At 57.0% G+C, this 15,485-nt stretch carries 13 protein-coding genes and 1 tRNA gene; 10 read left to right on the forward strand and 4 right to left on the reverse strand.

Going from position 1 to position 15,485, the window contains the following annotated elements:
- Positions 1 to 75 precede the first annotated feature (75 nt).
- From rlmB to LSG25_RS00595, 5 genes are all read left to right on the forward strand, one after another.
- The gene (gene rlmB, locus LSG25_RS00575) at positions 76 to 822 is read left to right on the forward strand and encodes a 23S rRNA (guanosine(2251)-2'-O)-methyltransferase RlmB (protein ID WP_232742798.1); all 747 of its coding nucleotides are present in this window, start codon (positions 76 to 78) and stop codon (positions 820 to 822) included.
- Between the two features lie 96 nt (positions 823 to 918).
- Complete coding sequence (locus LSG25_RS00580) at positions 919 to 2,151, forward strand: cystathionine gamma-synthase family protein (RefSeq protein WP_232742799.1); 1,233 nt, start codon at positions 919 to 921, stop codon at positions 2,149 to 2,151.
- A 403-nt stretch (positions 2,152 to 2,554) separates the two neighbouring features.
- Positions 2,555 to 2,830 (forward strand): HU family DNA-binding protein, encoded by a 276-nt coding sequence (locus tag LSG25_RS00585; protein WP_232742800.1) that lies wholly within the window; start codon positions 2,555 to 2,557, stop codon positions 2,828 to 2,830.
- 89 nt (positions 2,831 to 2,919) lie between these two features.
- Positions 2,920 to 2,995: transfer RNA gene (locus LSG25_RS00590), tRNA-Val, on the forward strand.
- A 105-nt stretch (positions 2,996 to 3,100) separates the two neighbouring features.
- On the forward strand, positions 3,101 to 3,568 hold the full coding sequence (locus tag LSG25_RS00595; RefSeq protein ID WP_232742801.1) for a hypothetical protein: 468 nt from the start codon (positions 3,101 to 3,103) through the stop codon (positions 3,566 to 3,568).
- Positions 3,569 to 3,674: 106 nt separating this feature from the next.
- Here the strand turns inward: LSG25_RS00595 and LSG25_RS00600 are convergent, their stop codons facing one another.
- The 4 genes from LSG25_RS00600 to LSG25_RS00615 all read right to left on the reverse strand — a co-directional run bounded on the left by LSG25_RS00600 (position 3,675) and on the right by LSG25_RS00615 (position 8,403).
- Positions 3,675 to 4,850: a mandelate racemase/muconate lactonizing enzyme family protein gene (locus LSG25_RS00600; RefSeq protein WP_232742802.1), complete on the reverse strand. Its 1,176-nt coding sequence runs from the start codon at positions 4,848 to 4,850 to the stop codon at positions 3,675 to 3,677.
- A gap of 196 nt (positions 4,851 to 5,046) precedes the next feature.
- Complete coding sequence (locus LSG25_RS00605; RefSeq protein ID WP_232742803.1) at positions 5,047 to 5,565, reverse strand: GAF domain-containing protein; 519 nt, start codon at positions 5,563 to 5,565, stop codon at positions 5,047 to 5,049.
- Positions 5,562 to 6,527: a Bug family tripartite tricarboxylate transporter substrate binding protein gene (locus tag LSG25_RS00610; protein WP_370635981.1), complete on the reverse strand. Its 966-nt coding sequence runs from the start codon at positions 6,525 to 6,527 to the stop codon at positions 5,562 to 5,564. The genes LSG25_RS00605 and LSG25_RS00610 overlap by 4 nt, the downstream gene beginning before the upstream one ends.
- 37 nt (positions 6,528 to 6,564) lie before the next feature.
- Positions 6,565 to 8,403, reverse strand: a complete 1,839-nt coding sequence (locus LSG25_RS00615; protein WP_232742805.1) for a gamma-glutamyltransferase family protein — start codon at positions 8,401 to 8,403, stop codon at positions 6,565 to 6,567.
- Between the two features lie 108 nt (positions 8,404 to 8,511).
- On the opposite strand from LSG25_RS00615, the gene LSG25_RS00620 reads away from it, so the two are divergent.
- The 5 genes from LSG25_RS00620 (at position 8,512) to LSG25_RS00640 (ending at position 15,458) form a co-directional block, all read left to right on the forward strand.
- Entirely contained in the window at positions 8,512 to 9,471 is a 960-nt protein-coding gene (locus LSG25_RS00620) for a LysR family transcriptional regulator (RefSeq protein WP_232742806.1), read from the forward strand.
- 61 nt (positions 9,472 to 9,532) lie between these two features.
- The gene (locus LSG25_RS00625) at positions 9,533 to 10,420 is read left to right on the forward strand and encodes a LysR family transcriptional regulator (RefSeq protein WP_232742807.1); all 888 of its coding nucleotides are present in this window, start codon (positions 9,533 to 9,535) and stop codon (positions 10,418 to 10,420) included.
- Between the two features lie 187 nt (positions 10,421 to 10,607).
- Positions 10,608 to 13,325 carry an aconitate hydratase AcnA gene (gene acnA / locus LSG25_RS00630; RefSeq protein WP_232742808.1) on the forward strand — a complete coding sequence of 906 codons (2,718 nt, stop codon included), beginning with the start codon at positions 10,608 to 10,610 and terminating at the stop codon, positions 13,323 to 13,325.
- 15 nt (positions 13,326 to 13,340) lie between these two features.
- Entirely contained in the window at positions 13,341 to 14,396 is a 1,056-nt protein-coding gene (locus LSG25_RS00635) for a lactonase family protein (protein WP_232742809.1), read from the forward strand.
- A 63-nt stretch (positions 14,397 to 14,459) separates the two neighbouring features.
- Positions 14,460 to 15,458: a tripartite tricarboxylate transporter substrate binding protein gene (locus tag LSG25_RS00640; protein WP_232742810.1), complete on the forward strand. Its 999-nt coding sequence runs from the start codon at positions 14,460 to 14,462 to the stop codon at positions 15,456 to 15,458.
- The last annotated feature ends 27 nt before the right edge of the window (positions 15,459 to 15,485 follow it).

The following is a 15,485-nucleotide window of genomic DNA, read 5'->3' on the forward strand; positions in this document are numbered from 1 at the left end:
GCGTTTGAGCCGCGATCGTCGGTGGCGTGCGTCCGGCGGCTTTACTCATCGGTAAAATAATCCAAGGATGGTTTTATGGCTTCTCATCAGGTGTTGGCGGGTTTTCATGCCGTGGTGGCGCGTATGCGGCGTGCTCCGGCTTCAATCAAAGAGCTGTATGTCGAGGCTTCGCGCCGCGACAAGCGCATGCAGACTTTCATCGAGCAGGTGCAGGCCGCCAGCATCCGTGTCCATCCCGTGTCGGCCGAACGGCTCGACGGCCTGGCCCGCGGCATCAGGCACCAGGGGGTCGTGGCATTGGCCGAAGCCGACAAGCTGGCGGTCGATGTGGACGAGGTTCTGGACTACCTTGAGGATAAAAATCAGCCCGCGCTGCTGCTCATTCTCGATGGCGTGACCGATCCTCACAATCTTGGCGCCTGTTTGCGGACGGCCGATGCCGCCGGCGTACACGCTGTGATCGCGCCGCGGGATCGCGCGGTGGGCCTGAACAGCACGGTCCAGCGCGTTGCGTGCGGCGCCGCGGAAACCGTACCCTATATTACCGTTACCAATCTGGCGCGGACCATGCGTCAGCTCAAGGAGCGCAATGTCTGGCTGGTGGGGACCGACGATCAGGCGCCCCAGGGCATGTACCAGGTCGATGCGCGCCAGCCCATGGCGTGGGTACTGGGAGCCGAAGGTGAAGGCATGCGCCGCCTGACCGGGGAAACCTGCGATCAGCTTGTGACCATTCCCATGCTGGGCGCGGTCGAAAGCCTGAATGTCAGCGTGGCCAGTGCGGTGTGCCTGTACGAGTCGGTGCGCCAACGCCAGTCTTAGCTTTGGCTATGTTTGATAAGGACGCCATACAAGGCGCGCCTGAGCGCCTCGGTGTTTTTTTAGTACGATCAACTCTTACTATGTGTAACTTTCATCATGCCTGATAAAAACGGTTTTACCACTACGATTCTTCATTCCGACCGGCGCTCTTCTGTGGAACACGGGGCGATACACAAGCCCATGCACCCGTCAACGGAATATGCGTTTTCCGACTCGCACGAGTTGGCCGCCGTGTTTCAGGGCAAAGCGGGGTTTACCTATGCCCGGCAAGGCACGCCGACCACCGCGGCACTCGAGGTCAAAGTGACCCAGATGGAAGGCGGGGTCAGTACCGTAAGCTTTGCCACGGGCATGGCTGCCCTGGCTGCAACGTTCCTGACTTTGTTGCGGGCCGGCGATCATCTGATTTCCAGCCAGTATATTTTTGGCAACACCAATAGCCTGCTGGGCACACTCAAGGGCATGGGTGTCGACGTTACTCTGGTCGACGCGACCGATATCGACAGCGTGAAACAGGCTTACCGGCCCGGCACCAAGATGGTCTTTACAGAGGCTATCGCCAATCCCGGCACGCAGGTGGCGGACCTGCGTGCAATAGGGGACTGGTGCAGGGAAAAGAACCTGATTTATGTGTTGGACAATACCCTGGCCACACCCTGGCTTTGTCAGGGTGTGGCCCTGGGGGCCAGCCTCGTCATTAATTCATTGTCCAAGCACATAGGCGGGCATGGCAACGCGCTGGGAGGGGCGGTGACCGACACGGGCCTGTACGATTGGTCCGACTACGCAAACATCGCCGAACCTTATCGCAAGGGCAAGCCGACCTCCTGGGGGCTGACTCAAATCAAGAAAAAGGGTTTGCGCGACATGGGCGGGACACTTTCCGCGGAGGCTGCGCACCGCATTGCAGCCGGAGCCGAAACGCTGGCCCTGCGCATGGAAAAATCCTGCGGCAATGCCCTGGCCCTGGCACGCTTTTTAAGCCAGCACCCCAAGGTGGCCAAGGTTCATTACCCCGGCTTGGCCAGCCATCCGCAGCATGAGCGGGCGGTCGACTTGTTTGGCCGGGGATTTGGAGCCTTGATGGGTATTGAACTGGTCGACGATCTCGATGTCTTCGATTTCCTCAACAAGCTTAAAGTGTTGATTCTGGCGACTCACCTGGGCGACAACCGTACTCTGGTGCTGCCGGTGGCCCATACTATTTATTATGAAATGGGGCCGCAGCAGCGAGCTGTGATGGGGATTTCCGATAACCTCTTGCGCGTGTCCGTTGGCATAGAAGACACCGAGGATCTGATCGGCGACTTTGTCCAGGCGCTTGCCTAGCAGCTCGGCCCGAGTCCCGCCCGCATAAAAGGCTCGTGGGCGCGGCTCGCGCTTTTTCCCGCAGCAGGCTTCTGCAAAAGGGCGTTACCATATTTTCGCGCATCGCGGATTGACGCATCGAAAAAATTTATAAAATTTAAAGATGTTGCTGCGCAAAAACAAAAAGCTAGTGGCTATGCGGGTTTTGAGGGGTGTTTCGCTTGACAGCCTTATTTTTAAAAGGCTTAATACGCATTAGTCAGCCAAGCGTGTCAACCATTGCAAATGATGCCGCTTGGCTGCAATGTATTTGATTGAACTGGGCAGTACGTGGCGCACTCGAGTGCAACGTGCTTTTCAATTGAGCGCCAGACGATACCCGTGAGTGGCGTCTGGTTTTAATAATTTTGAGGGGTAATCCTTAATGAATAAAACAGAGCTTATCGAACACATCTCCACCAAAGCCGATTTGTCCAAAGCTGACGCCGGCCGTGCCCTCGATGCATTTATTGGCGCCGTTAAATCTACGCTCAAAAAGAAAGGCGGTACGGTTACTCTGGTTGGGTTTGGAACGTTTGCCGTGTCCGAGCGCGCTGCTCGCACAGGCCGTAATCCTCGCACCGGCGAAGCCATTAAAATCAAGAAAGCCAAAGTGCCTAAATTCCGTCCAGGCAAAGCTCTTAAAGACGCAGTCAACTAATAGGTTCCACTTGTATTTGCCTGCTCAAATACAAGTGGGCTATAATGCCCAACGCGTTTTGCATGAAGTGAAGTGGCCCCAAGTTAAAGGGGTGCTTAGCTCAGTTGGTAGAGCGGCGCCCTTACAAGGCGTAGGTCACAGGTTCGAACCCTGTAGCACCCACCACATTTCCATGCAGAAAATCAACCGCTTACGGATTATTCCTTAAGCGGTTTTTTTATAAGTACCGATAACAACTACAGACAACACAACATTATTGAGGAGGCAGTCATGGGTTGGCGTAAGAGCAACGAAATTACCAGGGAAGCATTCGTCACTGAAATACTGTTGGCCCGGCATCCGGGCTGGAAGCTGGTTACGCATGAGATCAGGGCAAACCATCTCTGGACGGTGCGGCGGCGTGATGCAGACGGGCAGCGGATGATTTGCCTTGATGTGTTGAACACGATCGATGGGCAACTGGCGCACAATTCCATGAATGAAATGGCGCACCTGCATTATTACGATTGCCCATCTGCGCTGATCGATGCCGCCGGAGCGCCCATCAACTCTGTCGCGAAACTCTGGCGCGAAGCGGTTCGCCAAAAAGGCAGATCTGAAGAATGGTTGGGACGTACCGCAAACGACATTCTCGTACGTAAGGGTCGGTACTACGCGCTTTGGGTGGCGCATTTGTGGCACAGAAGCTGGAATGCGGTCATGGCCCCCTCAGCAAAAGCACTCAATACCGACTATTGACGCCATCAGCCTGTTTTTTGCGCAAGAGCATCGATGACGAGTGCCCGAAAAAATGGGCACGCCATCGATGCTCTTCGAGCTGCCTTGCCGGCCGGCAAGCGGGCGCTTAGGGGCGCTTGCCGAATTCTGCCTTGTCCGCTGTCCAGGCCAGGGCTTGTTTGCTCAGGCTGAAGCCAAGCCCAGGTCGATTGGGCACCATCATGCGGCCGTTGCGCAGCTCAAGACGTTCGTTGAACATGGGCTCGAGCCACTCGAAATGTTCCAGCCAGGGCTCTTGCGGGTACGCCGCCGCCAGATGCAAGTGGATTTCCATGGCAAAGTGGGGCGCCAGCTTCAAGCCCTTGAAATCGGCCAGGCTCATGATTTGCAGGAAGGGCGTGATACCGCCAACACGCGGTGCATCGGGCTGAACGAAATCCGAGGCGTGAGCCGTAATCAGTTGCGCGTGCTCGCTAAAGCTGGTCAGCATCTCGCCCGTTGCGATCGGCGTGTCGAGCGAGGCTGTCAGGGCGGCGTGGCCTTCCACGTCGTAAGCATCCAGAGGCTCTTCGATCCAGGTCAGGTTGAATTGTTCCAGCACGCGGCCAAAACGCTGGGCGGTGGCACGATCCCACTGCTGGTTGGCGTCGACCATGAGCGGAAAAGCATCGCCAAGGCGCTTGCGTACTGCGGTCACGCGCTTGAGGTCGGTGGCGGTATCGGGTTGGCCCACCTTGATCTTGATGCCGCCAATGCCATTGTCCAGCGATTTGTCGATGTTCTTCAGCACCTGGTTCAAGGGCATCGAGAGGTAGCCGCCCGAGGTGTTGTAACAGCGTACGGAATCGCGGTGTGCTCCCAGCAGCTTGGCAAGCGGCAGTTTGGCGCGCTTGGCTTTGAGATCCCAGAGGGCGATGTCGAAGGGTGCAATCGCTTGCGTGGTCAGCCCGCTGCGGCCCATCGATGCGCCTGCCCAGACCAGTTTGGTCCAGATCCGTGCGATATCGTTGGCGTCTTCGCCAAGCAGTTCCGGAGCGATTTCCTTGGCGTGAGCGTACATGCCGGGTCCGCCGGCGCGTTTCGAGTAGCCGAAGCCTATGCCTTCGTGGCCATTTTCGGTCCGTATCTCGGCGAAGACAAAGGCAATTTCCGTTAGCGGTTTCTGGCGGCCCGTAAGTACCTTGGCATCACTGATGGGGGCCGCCAGCGGTAAAAATACCAGCGATACCTTGACCCAGACAATGCGGTCGGAGAGGGAGCCGGCGGGCGAAAGTACGGCCGGTTTGTTTTTTTTGGAACTCATGATGTGTCCTCAGGCGGGAAAACCTGTGTTAGTGAATAAGCAGAAGGGAAGTCGTGGCCCTATTGTTCTGCCAACCCTTGGGACAATACAAGAGTATGGATATGTGCTTTACCGGTTTTTCTCAAACAGTGGGACGAAATGGCAGGTCCATGCGCACAAACACGCCAGTGGCGGTCTGGGCAGCAAAAGTACGCCGTCAAATTTCTGATGCAAGCATGCCCGGAATAATCAATAACCCCAGCCTTTGTGCAAAGTCGATTTGCCTTTGCGTGACACGGTCTTCGCGCGACAGAAAGTTCAAGGTGCCCAGGCAGTTGCCTTCGCAGACCAAGGGGACATTGATTACCGAGCGCAGGCCCAGGGATGCAATCAGCTCATGATCTTCAAACGAGTTTTTGATGGCCGCCAATCCCTGGCCAACGAACAAAAGCTTGTTCAGCAGCACGTGGCGGCCCCAATTCGTGCCGGACTTGGACTTGGTGCCGCCTATCGGATATTTTTCCATATTTGAACTGTAGAGCCGGGTGAGCTCCATTTTTTCGGCATTGAACCGATTGACAGTGCAATGCGAGTGTTCAAGCACGTGGAAAGCACACGCGTCGGCCGCCGCAAACAGATCGCCCGGAGTGGCCCCAAAGGACAATGCCGCTATGTTGGTGTAGCCATCCTTGGGCAGGTCGAGGCGGTTCCCTGAGTCGGGTTTCGGTGAAATCATTCTACAGTGATCCCCAGTTCGCGAATCAGTTTTCCATATTTATCTGCATCGTGCGCAAGAGTCTGGGCGAACTGTTGCGGGCTTGAATGAACCAGTACGACGCCGATGTTATTCATGGCCTTGACGACTGAGGGTTGTTCCAGAATCTGATTGGTTGTTTTGTTTAGGCGGGCGACCAATGCCGGGTCCATGCCTTTGGGGCCGAAGAATCCGTACCAGACTGCGAGCTCATAGCCAGGCACGGTTTCGCCCACTGTCGGGACGTCGGGAAACAGCGTAGAGCGTTTCCCCTCTGTAACCGCCAGCAGTTTCAATTTTCCGGCTTTGACGTAAGGCAGTGTTTGGGTGGCCGCACTGAACAGCACTTGCGTTCGGTTGGCGACCGTGTCGAGCACGGCCGGGGCGCCGCCCCGGTAAGGAATGTGGGTCATTTTTATGCCGGTACCCTTGTCGAACAGGGCTGCGCTCAAGTAATTGGTCGACCCGATTCCGGCCGATGCGAACGCCAGTTGGCCTGGCCTGGCTTTGGCATATTTTATGAAATCGGCGACCGTATTGACCGGCAAGGAGGCGTTTACCACCATGGTGTTTGTGACCAGCGCCAGTTCCGCTATGGGGGTGAAATCCTTGACTCCGTCGAACGGCATGTTCTTGTATAACGCTTGGTTCATGGTGTGGGTACTCATGGAACCGACAAGCAGCGTGTAGCCGTCCGGCTTTGCCTTGGCGACGATTTGCGAGCCTATATTGCCGGATGCGCCCGATCGGTTTTCGACAATGACCGACTGTCCCAATGCTTTGGTGAGTTTTTCCGAGAGCAGACGGGCAAGAATATCCGTAGAGCCTCCCGGAGCCCATGGCACGACGATGGTGATCGGCTTTTCGTCCGGCCATTTTGCGCAGGCTAGCGAAGGGGCGAGCAGAAAGCCGAAAAGAATGGCTATGGGCAGTTTCCACTTCATAATGTTCATTGCTCCGTCCTTTTAATTAGAAAGAATATTAGCGGCCGACCGCGTAGCCTTGCATGCCGCGAGGATTGGCGGCGGCACGCAAAAGCAGGCTTCCATTTTTCGTGAATTCCCGTGTGCAGGCGCTTATTCGTCCTTCGGACCATGCCGGCCCGATTTTGACTTCGTGGCCGGCTGCCTTCAGGTCGGCGATGCACGCTTCGCTGAAGCGGGATTCGAGAGTTATACGGTTCAGGATTGTCGAGCGTGGCCAGAATGAACCGGGGAAGTGGTTGATGTGCCAGGAGGGCGCCTCGATCGACTCTTGCAGATTCATGCCCATTTCGATGTGCCGCAGCAGAAACGCAAGTGACCATTGGTCCTGCTGATCCCCGCCGGGTGTACCAAAGGCCATGTAAGGTATGCCATCCCGAAGCGCCAGGCTTGGCGAAAGCGTGGTGGTAGGCCTGAAGCCAGGCCGCAAGGCTCCGGGCACTTTGTCGTCCAGCCAGCTCATCTGCAAACGAGTCGTGATGGCAAATCCAAGTTCGGGAATGACGGGGCTCGAAGACAGCCAGCCGCCCGAGGGCGTCGCCGCTACCATATTGCCGTGTTTGTCGATCACGTCCAGATGACATGTGTCGCCCACAAAGATCTCTTTGTCGGCCCATGTTTCTACCGGAGGCAATGCCGCGAAGGTAGGCTCGCCCACGCCGAAGCGGGTGTCGGCCTTTGTTAGGGTCCGGTCCGCGGCTTTCAGGTCGGGCAGGACCGGAGCACGCCCTTCGGGGCTTCCCGGTTGCAGAAATTGGGAAGACTGGGCACCGATCAGTTTTGCCCGGGCCTGCGAATATTCAAGGGATAAAAGGGCTTGCAATGGGACATGAACCGCGTTGGGATCGCCGTACCAGGCCAGCTTGTCGGCATACGCGAGCTTGGCCGACTCGCTCAGATGATGGACGAAGCTGGCCGATCCAGGATCCATTCCGGATACGTTGAAATGGCGCAAGATGGACAGTTGTTGCAGAAATACCGGCCCTTGGGACCACGCGCCGCATTTTGCGACGGTATATCGACCATATTGCAAGGTTGCAGGGGTTTCATAGGCAGGTCGCCAGTGGGCCATGTCTTCCAGGCGCAGCAGGCCGGGGTTGCGCTGTCCGGTTGTGTCTCGAACGGCCTTGGTCCTGTAATAATGGTCTATGGTTTTGGCGACAAAACCCTCATACCAGATGGATAGCGCCGTATCGATTCGCTCCCGTCTGTCGGCCGATCTGCCGTTGGCTTCGCTGACGATGCGCGTGTAGGTCGATGCGATTGCAGGAAGGCGAAAGAGCTGATTCAAGTCAGGCACTTTTCCATCCGGCAGCCACGTTTTGGCGGAATCGGGCCATTCTTGCCTGAATAGATCCTGCACGGCAACAATGGCCTGCACGATGCGCGGGACGAGCGGGAATCCTTGGTTTGCCAAATCTATGGCCGGCCGTAAAACTTCTTCCAGCTCCCAGGTGCCGTAGTCTCGCAGCAAGGTCAACCACGCTCCGAATGCTCCGGGTACGCAGGCGGGCAGCAGGCCTATGCCGGGCACCAGGTCCAGTCCCATATTTCGAAAATACTGAATATTCGCAAGTTCCGGCGCAGGGCCTTGCCCGCATAAAGAAAGCAGCTTTTTCTCTTTTTCACTCCAGAAAAGAATAGGCACTTCGCCGCCGGGGCCATTCAGGTGCGGCTCTACGATCTGCAAGGCGAAGCCGCCCGCGACAGCGGCATCGAAGGCATTCCCGCCTTTTTCCAGGACGCCCATGGCGACCTGGGATGCAATCCAGTGGGTCGATGACACAACGCCGAAAGTTCCCCTGATTTCCGGTCGGGTGGTGAACGCATCTGGCATGAGAGGTGAGCCTCGGACAAAGAGATGAAATCGAGTATATCGCTTTAAAATAACCTAAAAATTGCTATTCTTTATATAGCAATAACTTATTGGTTATGGTGGCGGAGAATGCAAAATATAGTCGATCGGCTTCTGTCCAGGCTCAAGCTGCGGTACCTGGTATTGGTACTGCAGATTTCCAGGCAAGGCTCACTGACGCGTGCTGCCGAGGCGCTGGGATTTAGCCAGCCGGCGGCAAGCAAGGCCTTGAAAGAGCTGGAAGACATATTCGGAGCCCCGCTTTTTGTCAGGTCCGCCACCGGCCTGGTTCCGACTCCTTTGGGTGAGCTCGCGTTGCGCCGGGCGCGGAGCGTGCTTCAGGATATGGACAATTGGGGGCACGAAACCGAGGCAATACTGACCGGGCACACGGCGCATTTGAATGTAGGCGCCATACCTTCCGTTTCGGGCCGCTTATTGTCCAGGGCGATAGGGCAGATATATGCTTTGCACAAGGTCACGGTTTCCTTGCATAGAGCGACGAGCGATCAGTTGGTGAGGCTTATGCGGCAAGGCGAATTGGACTGCATGATAGGGCGGGCCACCGTTATCGAAGCTGGCGATAATCTGTCCGAGGATGTGTTGTATGCCCAGCGCCCTGTGCTGATAGCCAATGCGGCGCTGGTCGCAAGGTTGCGGAAGGGAAGAATTTCCCTGAGCACTCTTGCCTCGATGGATTGGATCTTGCCGTCTTTTGCCACTCCCACGGGGAAGATGATTATCGAAATTTTTGCCAAGGCGGAGGTGGCCCTGCCTTTCCCGAAAATCGAAACCTATTCGGCCGATGTCATTGAAGACCTGCTGTTGACGTCCACCTCCTTCGTGTCCCTGGTGGCCGAGGAAATCGCGATTGATATCTGCCGGAACGAAAAGATAGCGCGCGTTCCTTTCGTGTTTGAGGAAAGATTGCCCCCCATCAGCTTTATCAGGCACAAGCGCAAGACGCCTGTTTCTGCGGAACAGAATTTTGCGGCAATTTTCAAGGAAGTTTGCAATCACTTCGAGGCAGCCTCGATTGCCGGCGGATAAATACACACAGTGCATGGTACCGTGCAGGCTCGTTTCGAGCCGGTACAAAAGAAGGACATCGATGAATTACGACCTGACGACCCTCGATATTTTCGTTGCGGTGGCCGAAGAGAAAAACCTGACCAGGGCGGCGCGCCGCAAGCATCTGGCGGTATCGGCCATCAGCAAAAGAATCAAAGAGCTCGAGGACCAGGTGGGTTCGGCCTTGCTGGTTCGAAATTCCCGCGGCGTGGAGCTTACGCCGGCAGGGCAGTCCATTGCGTTTTATGCCCGTCGGTTGCAGGGGGTGCTGGGACACATGGAAAACGAGCTGGCCGAGTTTGGCAGCGGTATCAAGGGCCATGTGCGCATTCATGCCATTACGTCGGCCATTGCGCAGTTTTTGCCCAGGGATATCGCCCGTTTCGTTAGTGTGTATCCGCTGATCAAGTTCGATATTGAAGAGCGTGTGGGTTCGGCCGTGGTGCAGGCGGTGTGCGAGGGCCATGCCGACCTGGGCATTTTTGCGCAACAGACGCCAGCCCAGGGCCTGGAAGTATTTCCCTACCGCCAGGACGAACTGGTTGTGCTGGTTGCCCAGGGCCACGCCCTGGCCGGAAAAGATGGCGTGACGTTCATGGAGGTGCTTGCTCATGAATTCGTGGGGCCGCATGCCGACAGTTCCGTTCATGCGCTTTTGCTGAGCGAGGCCGGCAAGCTCGGTGAAAGGCTGGATTTCAAGATTCGCATCAGCAGTTTCGAATGCATGTGCCAGATGGTCGAGGCGGGTCTGGGGCTTGCCATTTTGCCCAGGGCCTTGGCCCGGCCCCATTTGAAGGCCAGCCGGCTCAAGATCCTGTCCCTGGATGAGCCGTGGTCCAGGCGCGATCTTCTTATAGGCATACGGAGTTTTCAGAATGCTTCGCCTACCGTTCGGGCATTGATCGATAGTCTGGGCCGCCAGGGCTGATTCGGTTGCGCGCGGGCTCCTATCGGGATTGTCGACGATGTATTTTTCCATACGTTCTCGATTCGAGAACGCAGAAATGGCAAATGATCAATTGTTCCCGTATTCAGGGCCTTGTAGCATTCGGGTAACGGACGTGCATCCACGTTTCCAGTGCAACGTTTCCTGAAGAGAAAGTCCAGGCCCATTCATGTTTATCAACCCCCTTCCAGAAAGCCTCGGCCAGATCGACATTCGCGGCCAGGTGTACCACTACGTCGATCTTCCAAAAATCGTAGGCGGCGAGTGCCTGCAAAAACTGCCTTATTCGATCCGCCTGCTGCTTGAAAATGTGGCGCGCTGCGCGCCCGAGGCGTTCGACGGCGTGCTGGCCCGCGCCTGTTTCAACGGGGGCGATTGCGAGGTGCCTTTTTACCCGAATCGCCTGATGTTCCACGACACGACCTGTTTGCCGGCGCTGGTCGATTTTGCCGGGATGCGAGATGCCGTACAGGCCCTGGGCGGCACGCCGCAGGATGTCAACCCGGTAATTCCCGCGGTCCTGACGATTGATCATTCGGTGATCGTCGAGAAATATGCCAGCCCCGAGGCGGCCGAACAAAACCTGGATATCGATTTCCGGCGCAATGCCGAACGCTATCGGTTTATCAAATGGGCGGAAAAAAGCCTGGATAACTTTAAAGTCATTCCGCCTGGTACCGGGATCATTCACCAGATGAACATGGAAGTGGTGGCGCAGGTGGTATGCGAGGCTGAATTGGCCGACGGCCGCAAGCTGCTGCATCCGGACGACATGGTGGCTACCGACAGCCACACTCCCATGATCAATGCGATTGGCGTTCTGGCCTGGGGAGTGGGCGGCCTGGAAGGGCAGGCCGCTCTCGTGGGCGAACCGGTGCCGATTCCGTACCCGGAGGTGATAGGCATACGCCTGACAAACTCATTGGCCGGCGGCGTGGTGGCAAGCGATCTGGCCTTGCGCGTTGCGGAAATCCTGAGGGCCCGAAAGGTGGTCGGCAAGTTCGTCGAGTTTTTCGGGCCTGGGCTTTCCGGGCTGGGCTGGGGGGTGCGCGGCACGGTGTCGAACATGGCGCCCGAGTATGGCGCCACGGTTGTGTTTTTCCCCTTTGATGATGAAACGCACCGGTATTTGCACTTGTCGGGACGTTCGGAAGAGCACATAGAAAAAGTGGATCGTTGCTTGCAGGTGCAAGCGTTGTGGCGCCGGGACGACGCACCGGAGCCGGAGTTTGACGAAATCATCGAACTTGACCTGGCTTCCATCAAGCGCAGCATGGCAGGGCCTTTTCAGCCGCACCAGCGCCAGGATCTGTCTACGGTAGGGCCGTCGTTCAATAAACAGGTGACGGCTTTTGCCCGGCGCGAGGGCCGCGGCCCGCTTGAACTGCAATGGCCCCGTTCATCGGACAGCCTCGATAACGGCGCAGTGGTCATTGCGGCGATTACCAGTTGCACCAATACCTCCAACCCGCAGTCCATGATTCAGGCAGGCTTGTTGGCGCGGAACGCCCGTCGCCATGGCTTGCTTCCCAAACCCTGGGTCAAGACTTCACTGTCGCCCGGATCGCAGGTCGTGGCCGATTATTTGCGTGCATCGGGTTTGATGGCGGATTTTTCCGCCGTGGGCTTTGACTTGACCGGGTTTGGCTGCATGACTTGCATCGGCAATTCAGGACGCCTGGAAAGCCATGTCGAGAAACTGGCCGATAAGGGCTTCAAAGGGGTTGCCGTGCTGTCGGGCAACCGCAATTTCGCAGGCCGGGTGAATCCGAAGGTGCCGGCGGGCTATCTGGCGTCGCCGGCCCTGGTTGTGGCTTATGCCCTGGCTGGCACGGTCGATATCAATATCGAAGCCGATCCGATCGCGCAAGATGCATTGGGAAAGGATATTTACTTGCACGACCTGATGCCCTCGGACGAGCAGGTAGGGAGTACCGTGAATACCTATTTGCGCAAAGAGGATTTCCGGGCCCGGGCCCGGACTGTTTGGGACGGCACACCTCATTGGGCCGCGCTCGATGCGGCGGCCAGCACGCAGTTTGAGTGGGACTCCCACTCTACGTACCTGCGCCGGCCTCAGTATCTGGAAGCGGTCGCCAGACAGCCCGGTGCCTCCGGGTCTTTGCGCGGCGCGCGGGTACTCATGCATCTGGGAGACAACGTCACGACCGATCATATATCGCCGGCGGGAGCCATCCCCGCGGCGAGCCTGGCGGGCCAGTGGCTGCTGGAGCGCGGCGAGGACCCGGCCGACTTGAATCAATATTCCACGCGCCGCAGCAATCATGAGGTCATGCTGCGCGGTGCCTACACCAATCAGGCGGTCAACAACAAGGTTGCCGGTACCGGGAATGCCGGCCCTGGCGGCTGGGCCTGGAACGCGTCGAGATCGCAGGTCCTGCCGGTTTACGAAGCATCCAGAAGCTACCTGGAACAGAATATTCCTCTGGTCATCATCGGCGGCATCAATTACGGCGCGGGTTCAAGCCGCGACTGGGCAGCCAAGGCTCAGTCGCTATTGGGAGTCAGGGCCGTGATCGCACAAAGCTTCGAGCGCATACACCGCAGCAACTTGATTGGAATGGGCGTCTATCCCATCGAATTCATGGCGGATTTCGATTCCGCATCGCTGGTGCTGCAAGGCGATGAAATACTGGATTTCGATGGCTTGGGAGTTCTGCATCCTGGCGTCAATGAACTTGTCCTGACCATCAGCAGGGCCGGCCAAACGCTGCGTTCCTTGCCTCTGGTGCTGCGGATCGATTCCGACCAGGAGATTCGTTATCTGGATCATGGAGGGGTCTTGCCCTTTGTAATACGCAAAATGCTGGCGCGCAGCGACGGGCGGCAACTTGCGCAGACCGCCGCTACACCGGCCACGCATTGAACGGGATTGCGCAACGTGTATATATATGTAGGCAGCCGTACCACCAGGGAGCGAAATGCGCGGGGCAAGGGCATCAGCGTGTTTCATTTCGACCGGGATAGCGCCCGGCTGGCTTTGGTTCAGGAACAGGGCGGGCTGGTGAATCCCTCGTTTCTTGCCATAGACCGGGCCGGCAGGCATCTTTACACGGTGCACGGCGATTGCGACCAGGTCAGTTCGTTCAGCATCGATGCGCAGTCCGGCATGATCGAATACCTGGGTTCGCAGACAACCCAGGGCAAGAATCCGGTCCATCTGGCCTTAAGCGCCTCCGAGCGCTTTCTGCTGGTTTCGAATCACCTGTCCTCGTCGCTGGCGGTATTGCCGGTGACGCCGGACGGCCTGATCGAGCCGCCGGTGCAACGGCTCGTGCTGCACGGCCCAGTGGGGCCGCATCGCAGCGAACAGCCGCATTCCAAGCCGCATTTCAATTTGTTCGATCCCTCGGGCCGGTTCGTGATGGTTCCCGACAAGGGGCTGGACCGGATTTTCAGTTTCGAATTTATCGACGGCCGCCTGCGGGAGTCGAATCCCCCATTTGTTGAGTGCCGGGAACATGCGGGGCCGCGCAACCTGGTGTTTCATCCGAAATTGAGTCGGGCCTATGTGGTGAATGAGCTCGATTCGAGCGTTGCCACCTACCGCTTCGATCCCGATAAGGGCGGCCTGCAGCCAATGCAGATCATTCCGACCTTGCCGCAGGACTTTACCGGCAACAGCCGCGCGTCGAGCATTGAGATTGATCCATCGGGAAAGTTCTTATACGCGTCCAACCGCGGCTTGGACTGCCTTGCTGTTTTTTCGATCGATCAGGCTTCGGGCTGGCTGACTTTTCTGGGAGTCCAGGAAACCCTGGGCAGGACGCCGCGGTTTTTTACCGTGGAGCCGTCGGGCCGATTCCTGTTCGTTGCCAATGAAGACAGCGACAGCATTGTCACGTTTTTGCGGGATCCCATTTCCGGAGGTTTGACTCAGGTCGGTGATATTACCCCTGTGACGAGCCCCGTCAGCATCGTGTTCAGGACGATATAGGTCCGGACATATGAGTAAGTGACCATGAGTAAATTTCGAATGAATATATACAGGAGTAGAGACATGATTATCCTTAAACCACAATTGCTTAAAGCCTTGGCCGTCGTCACGTGCGCGGCTATGCTCGGCCCCTTGAGTGCGCAGGCGGCCGAAGGCGCCTATCCGGATGCGCCCATCAGACTGATAGTGCCGTTTTCGGCTGGCGGCGGCGTCGATATCGTAGGGCGCTTTCTTGCCAAGAAACTGAACGAAGAACTCAAGCAGTCGGTGATCGTTGAAAACAAGCCAGGAGCCAGCGCCATGATCGGTGCTGCGTATGTGGCCCGGTCCAAGCCGGATGGCCTGACCATCCTGCTCGCCAGCTCGGGTGAGACGGCCATTAATCCGCATCTGTACAAGGATATGGCTTATGACCCCGCCAAAGATCTGGCACCTGTTTCCCTGGTCGCCAAAATCCCCAATCTGCTGGTGGTCAATCCCGATATTCCCGTCAAGACGGTGACCGAGCTGGTGCAATACGCCAAGGCCCACCCCGACGACATGACGTATTCGTCAAGCGGGGTGGGAAACATACAAAATATATCCGGCGAGCTGTTCAATAAAATTGCCGGCACCAAAATTCGCCATATCCCTTATAAAGGGTCGGCGCAGCAAATAGCCGATGTCGCGGCCAAGCATGTCAGCATGACCTTTGCCAGCGGTGCCGCGCTTTTGCCATTTGTGCAAAGCGGGCAAGTCAGGCCGATCGCTGTAACCTCGACCACCCCGATGGCCGCGTTTCCAAAAGTGCCACCCTTGGCGCAAACGCCGGAATTCAAGAGCTATGATCTGGTCAACTGGTTTGGGCTTTTTGCCCCGGCCGGAACGCCTAAAGCCATCATCGATAAATTGAATGCGGCAACGGTCAATATTCTGAAAGACCCGGCATTCGTGAAAACGCTGGAGCTGCAAGGCGCCATACCCGCACCCATGAGCCCCGAAGAGTTCGCGGCGTTTCGTGCCAGCGAATCGGAAAAATTTGGAAAGATCATTAAAGACACTGGCATTGTGCTGGACCGGTAATACAATCGAGTCTATCTTGATTCCATA

It is taken from the genome of Paralcaligenes sp. KSB-10, assembly GCF_021266465.1.
In the GTDB taxonomy this organism is placed as follows: domain Bacteria; phylum Pseudomonadota; class Gammaproteobacteria; order Burkholderiales; family Burkholderiaceae_B.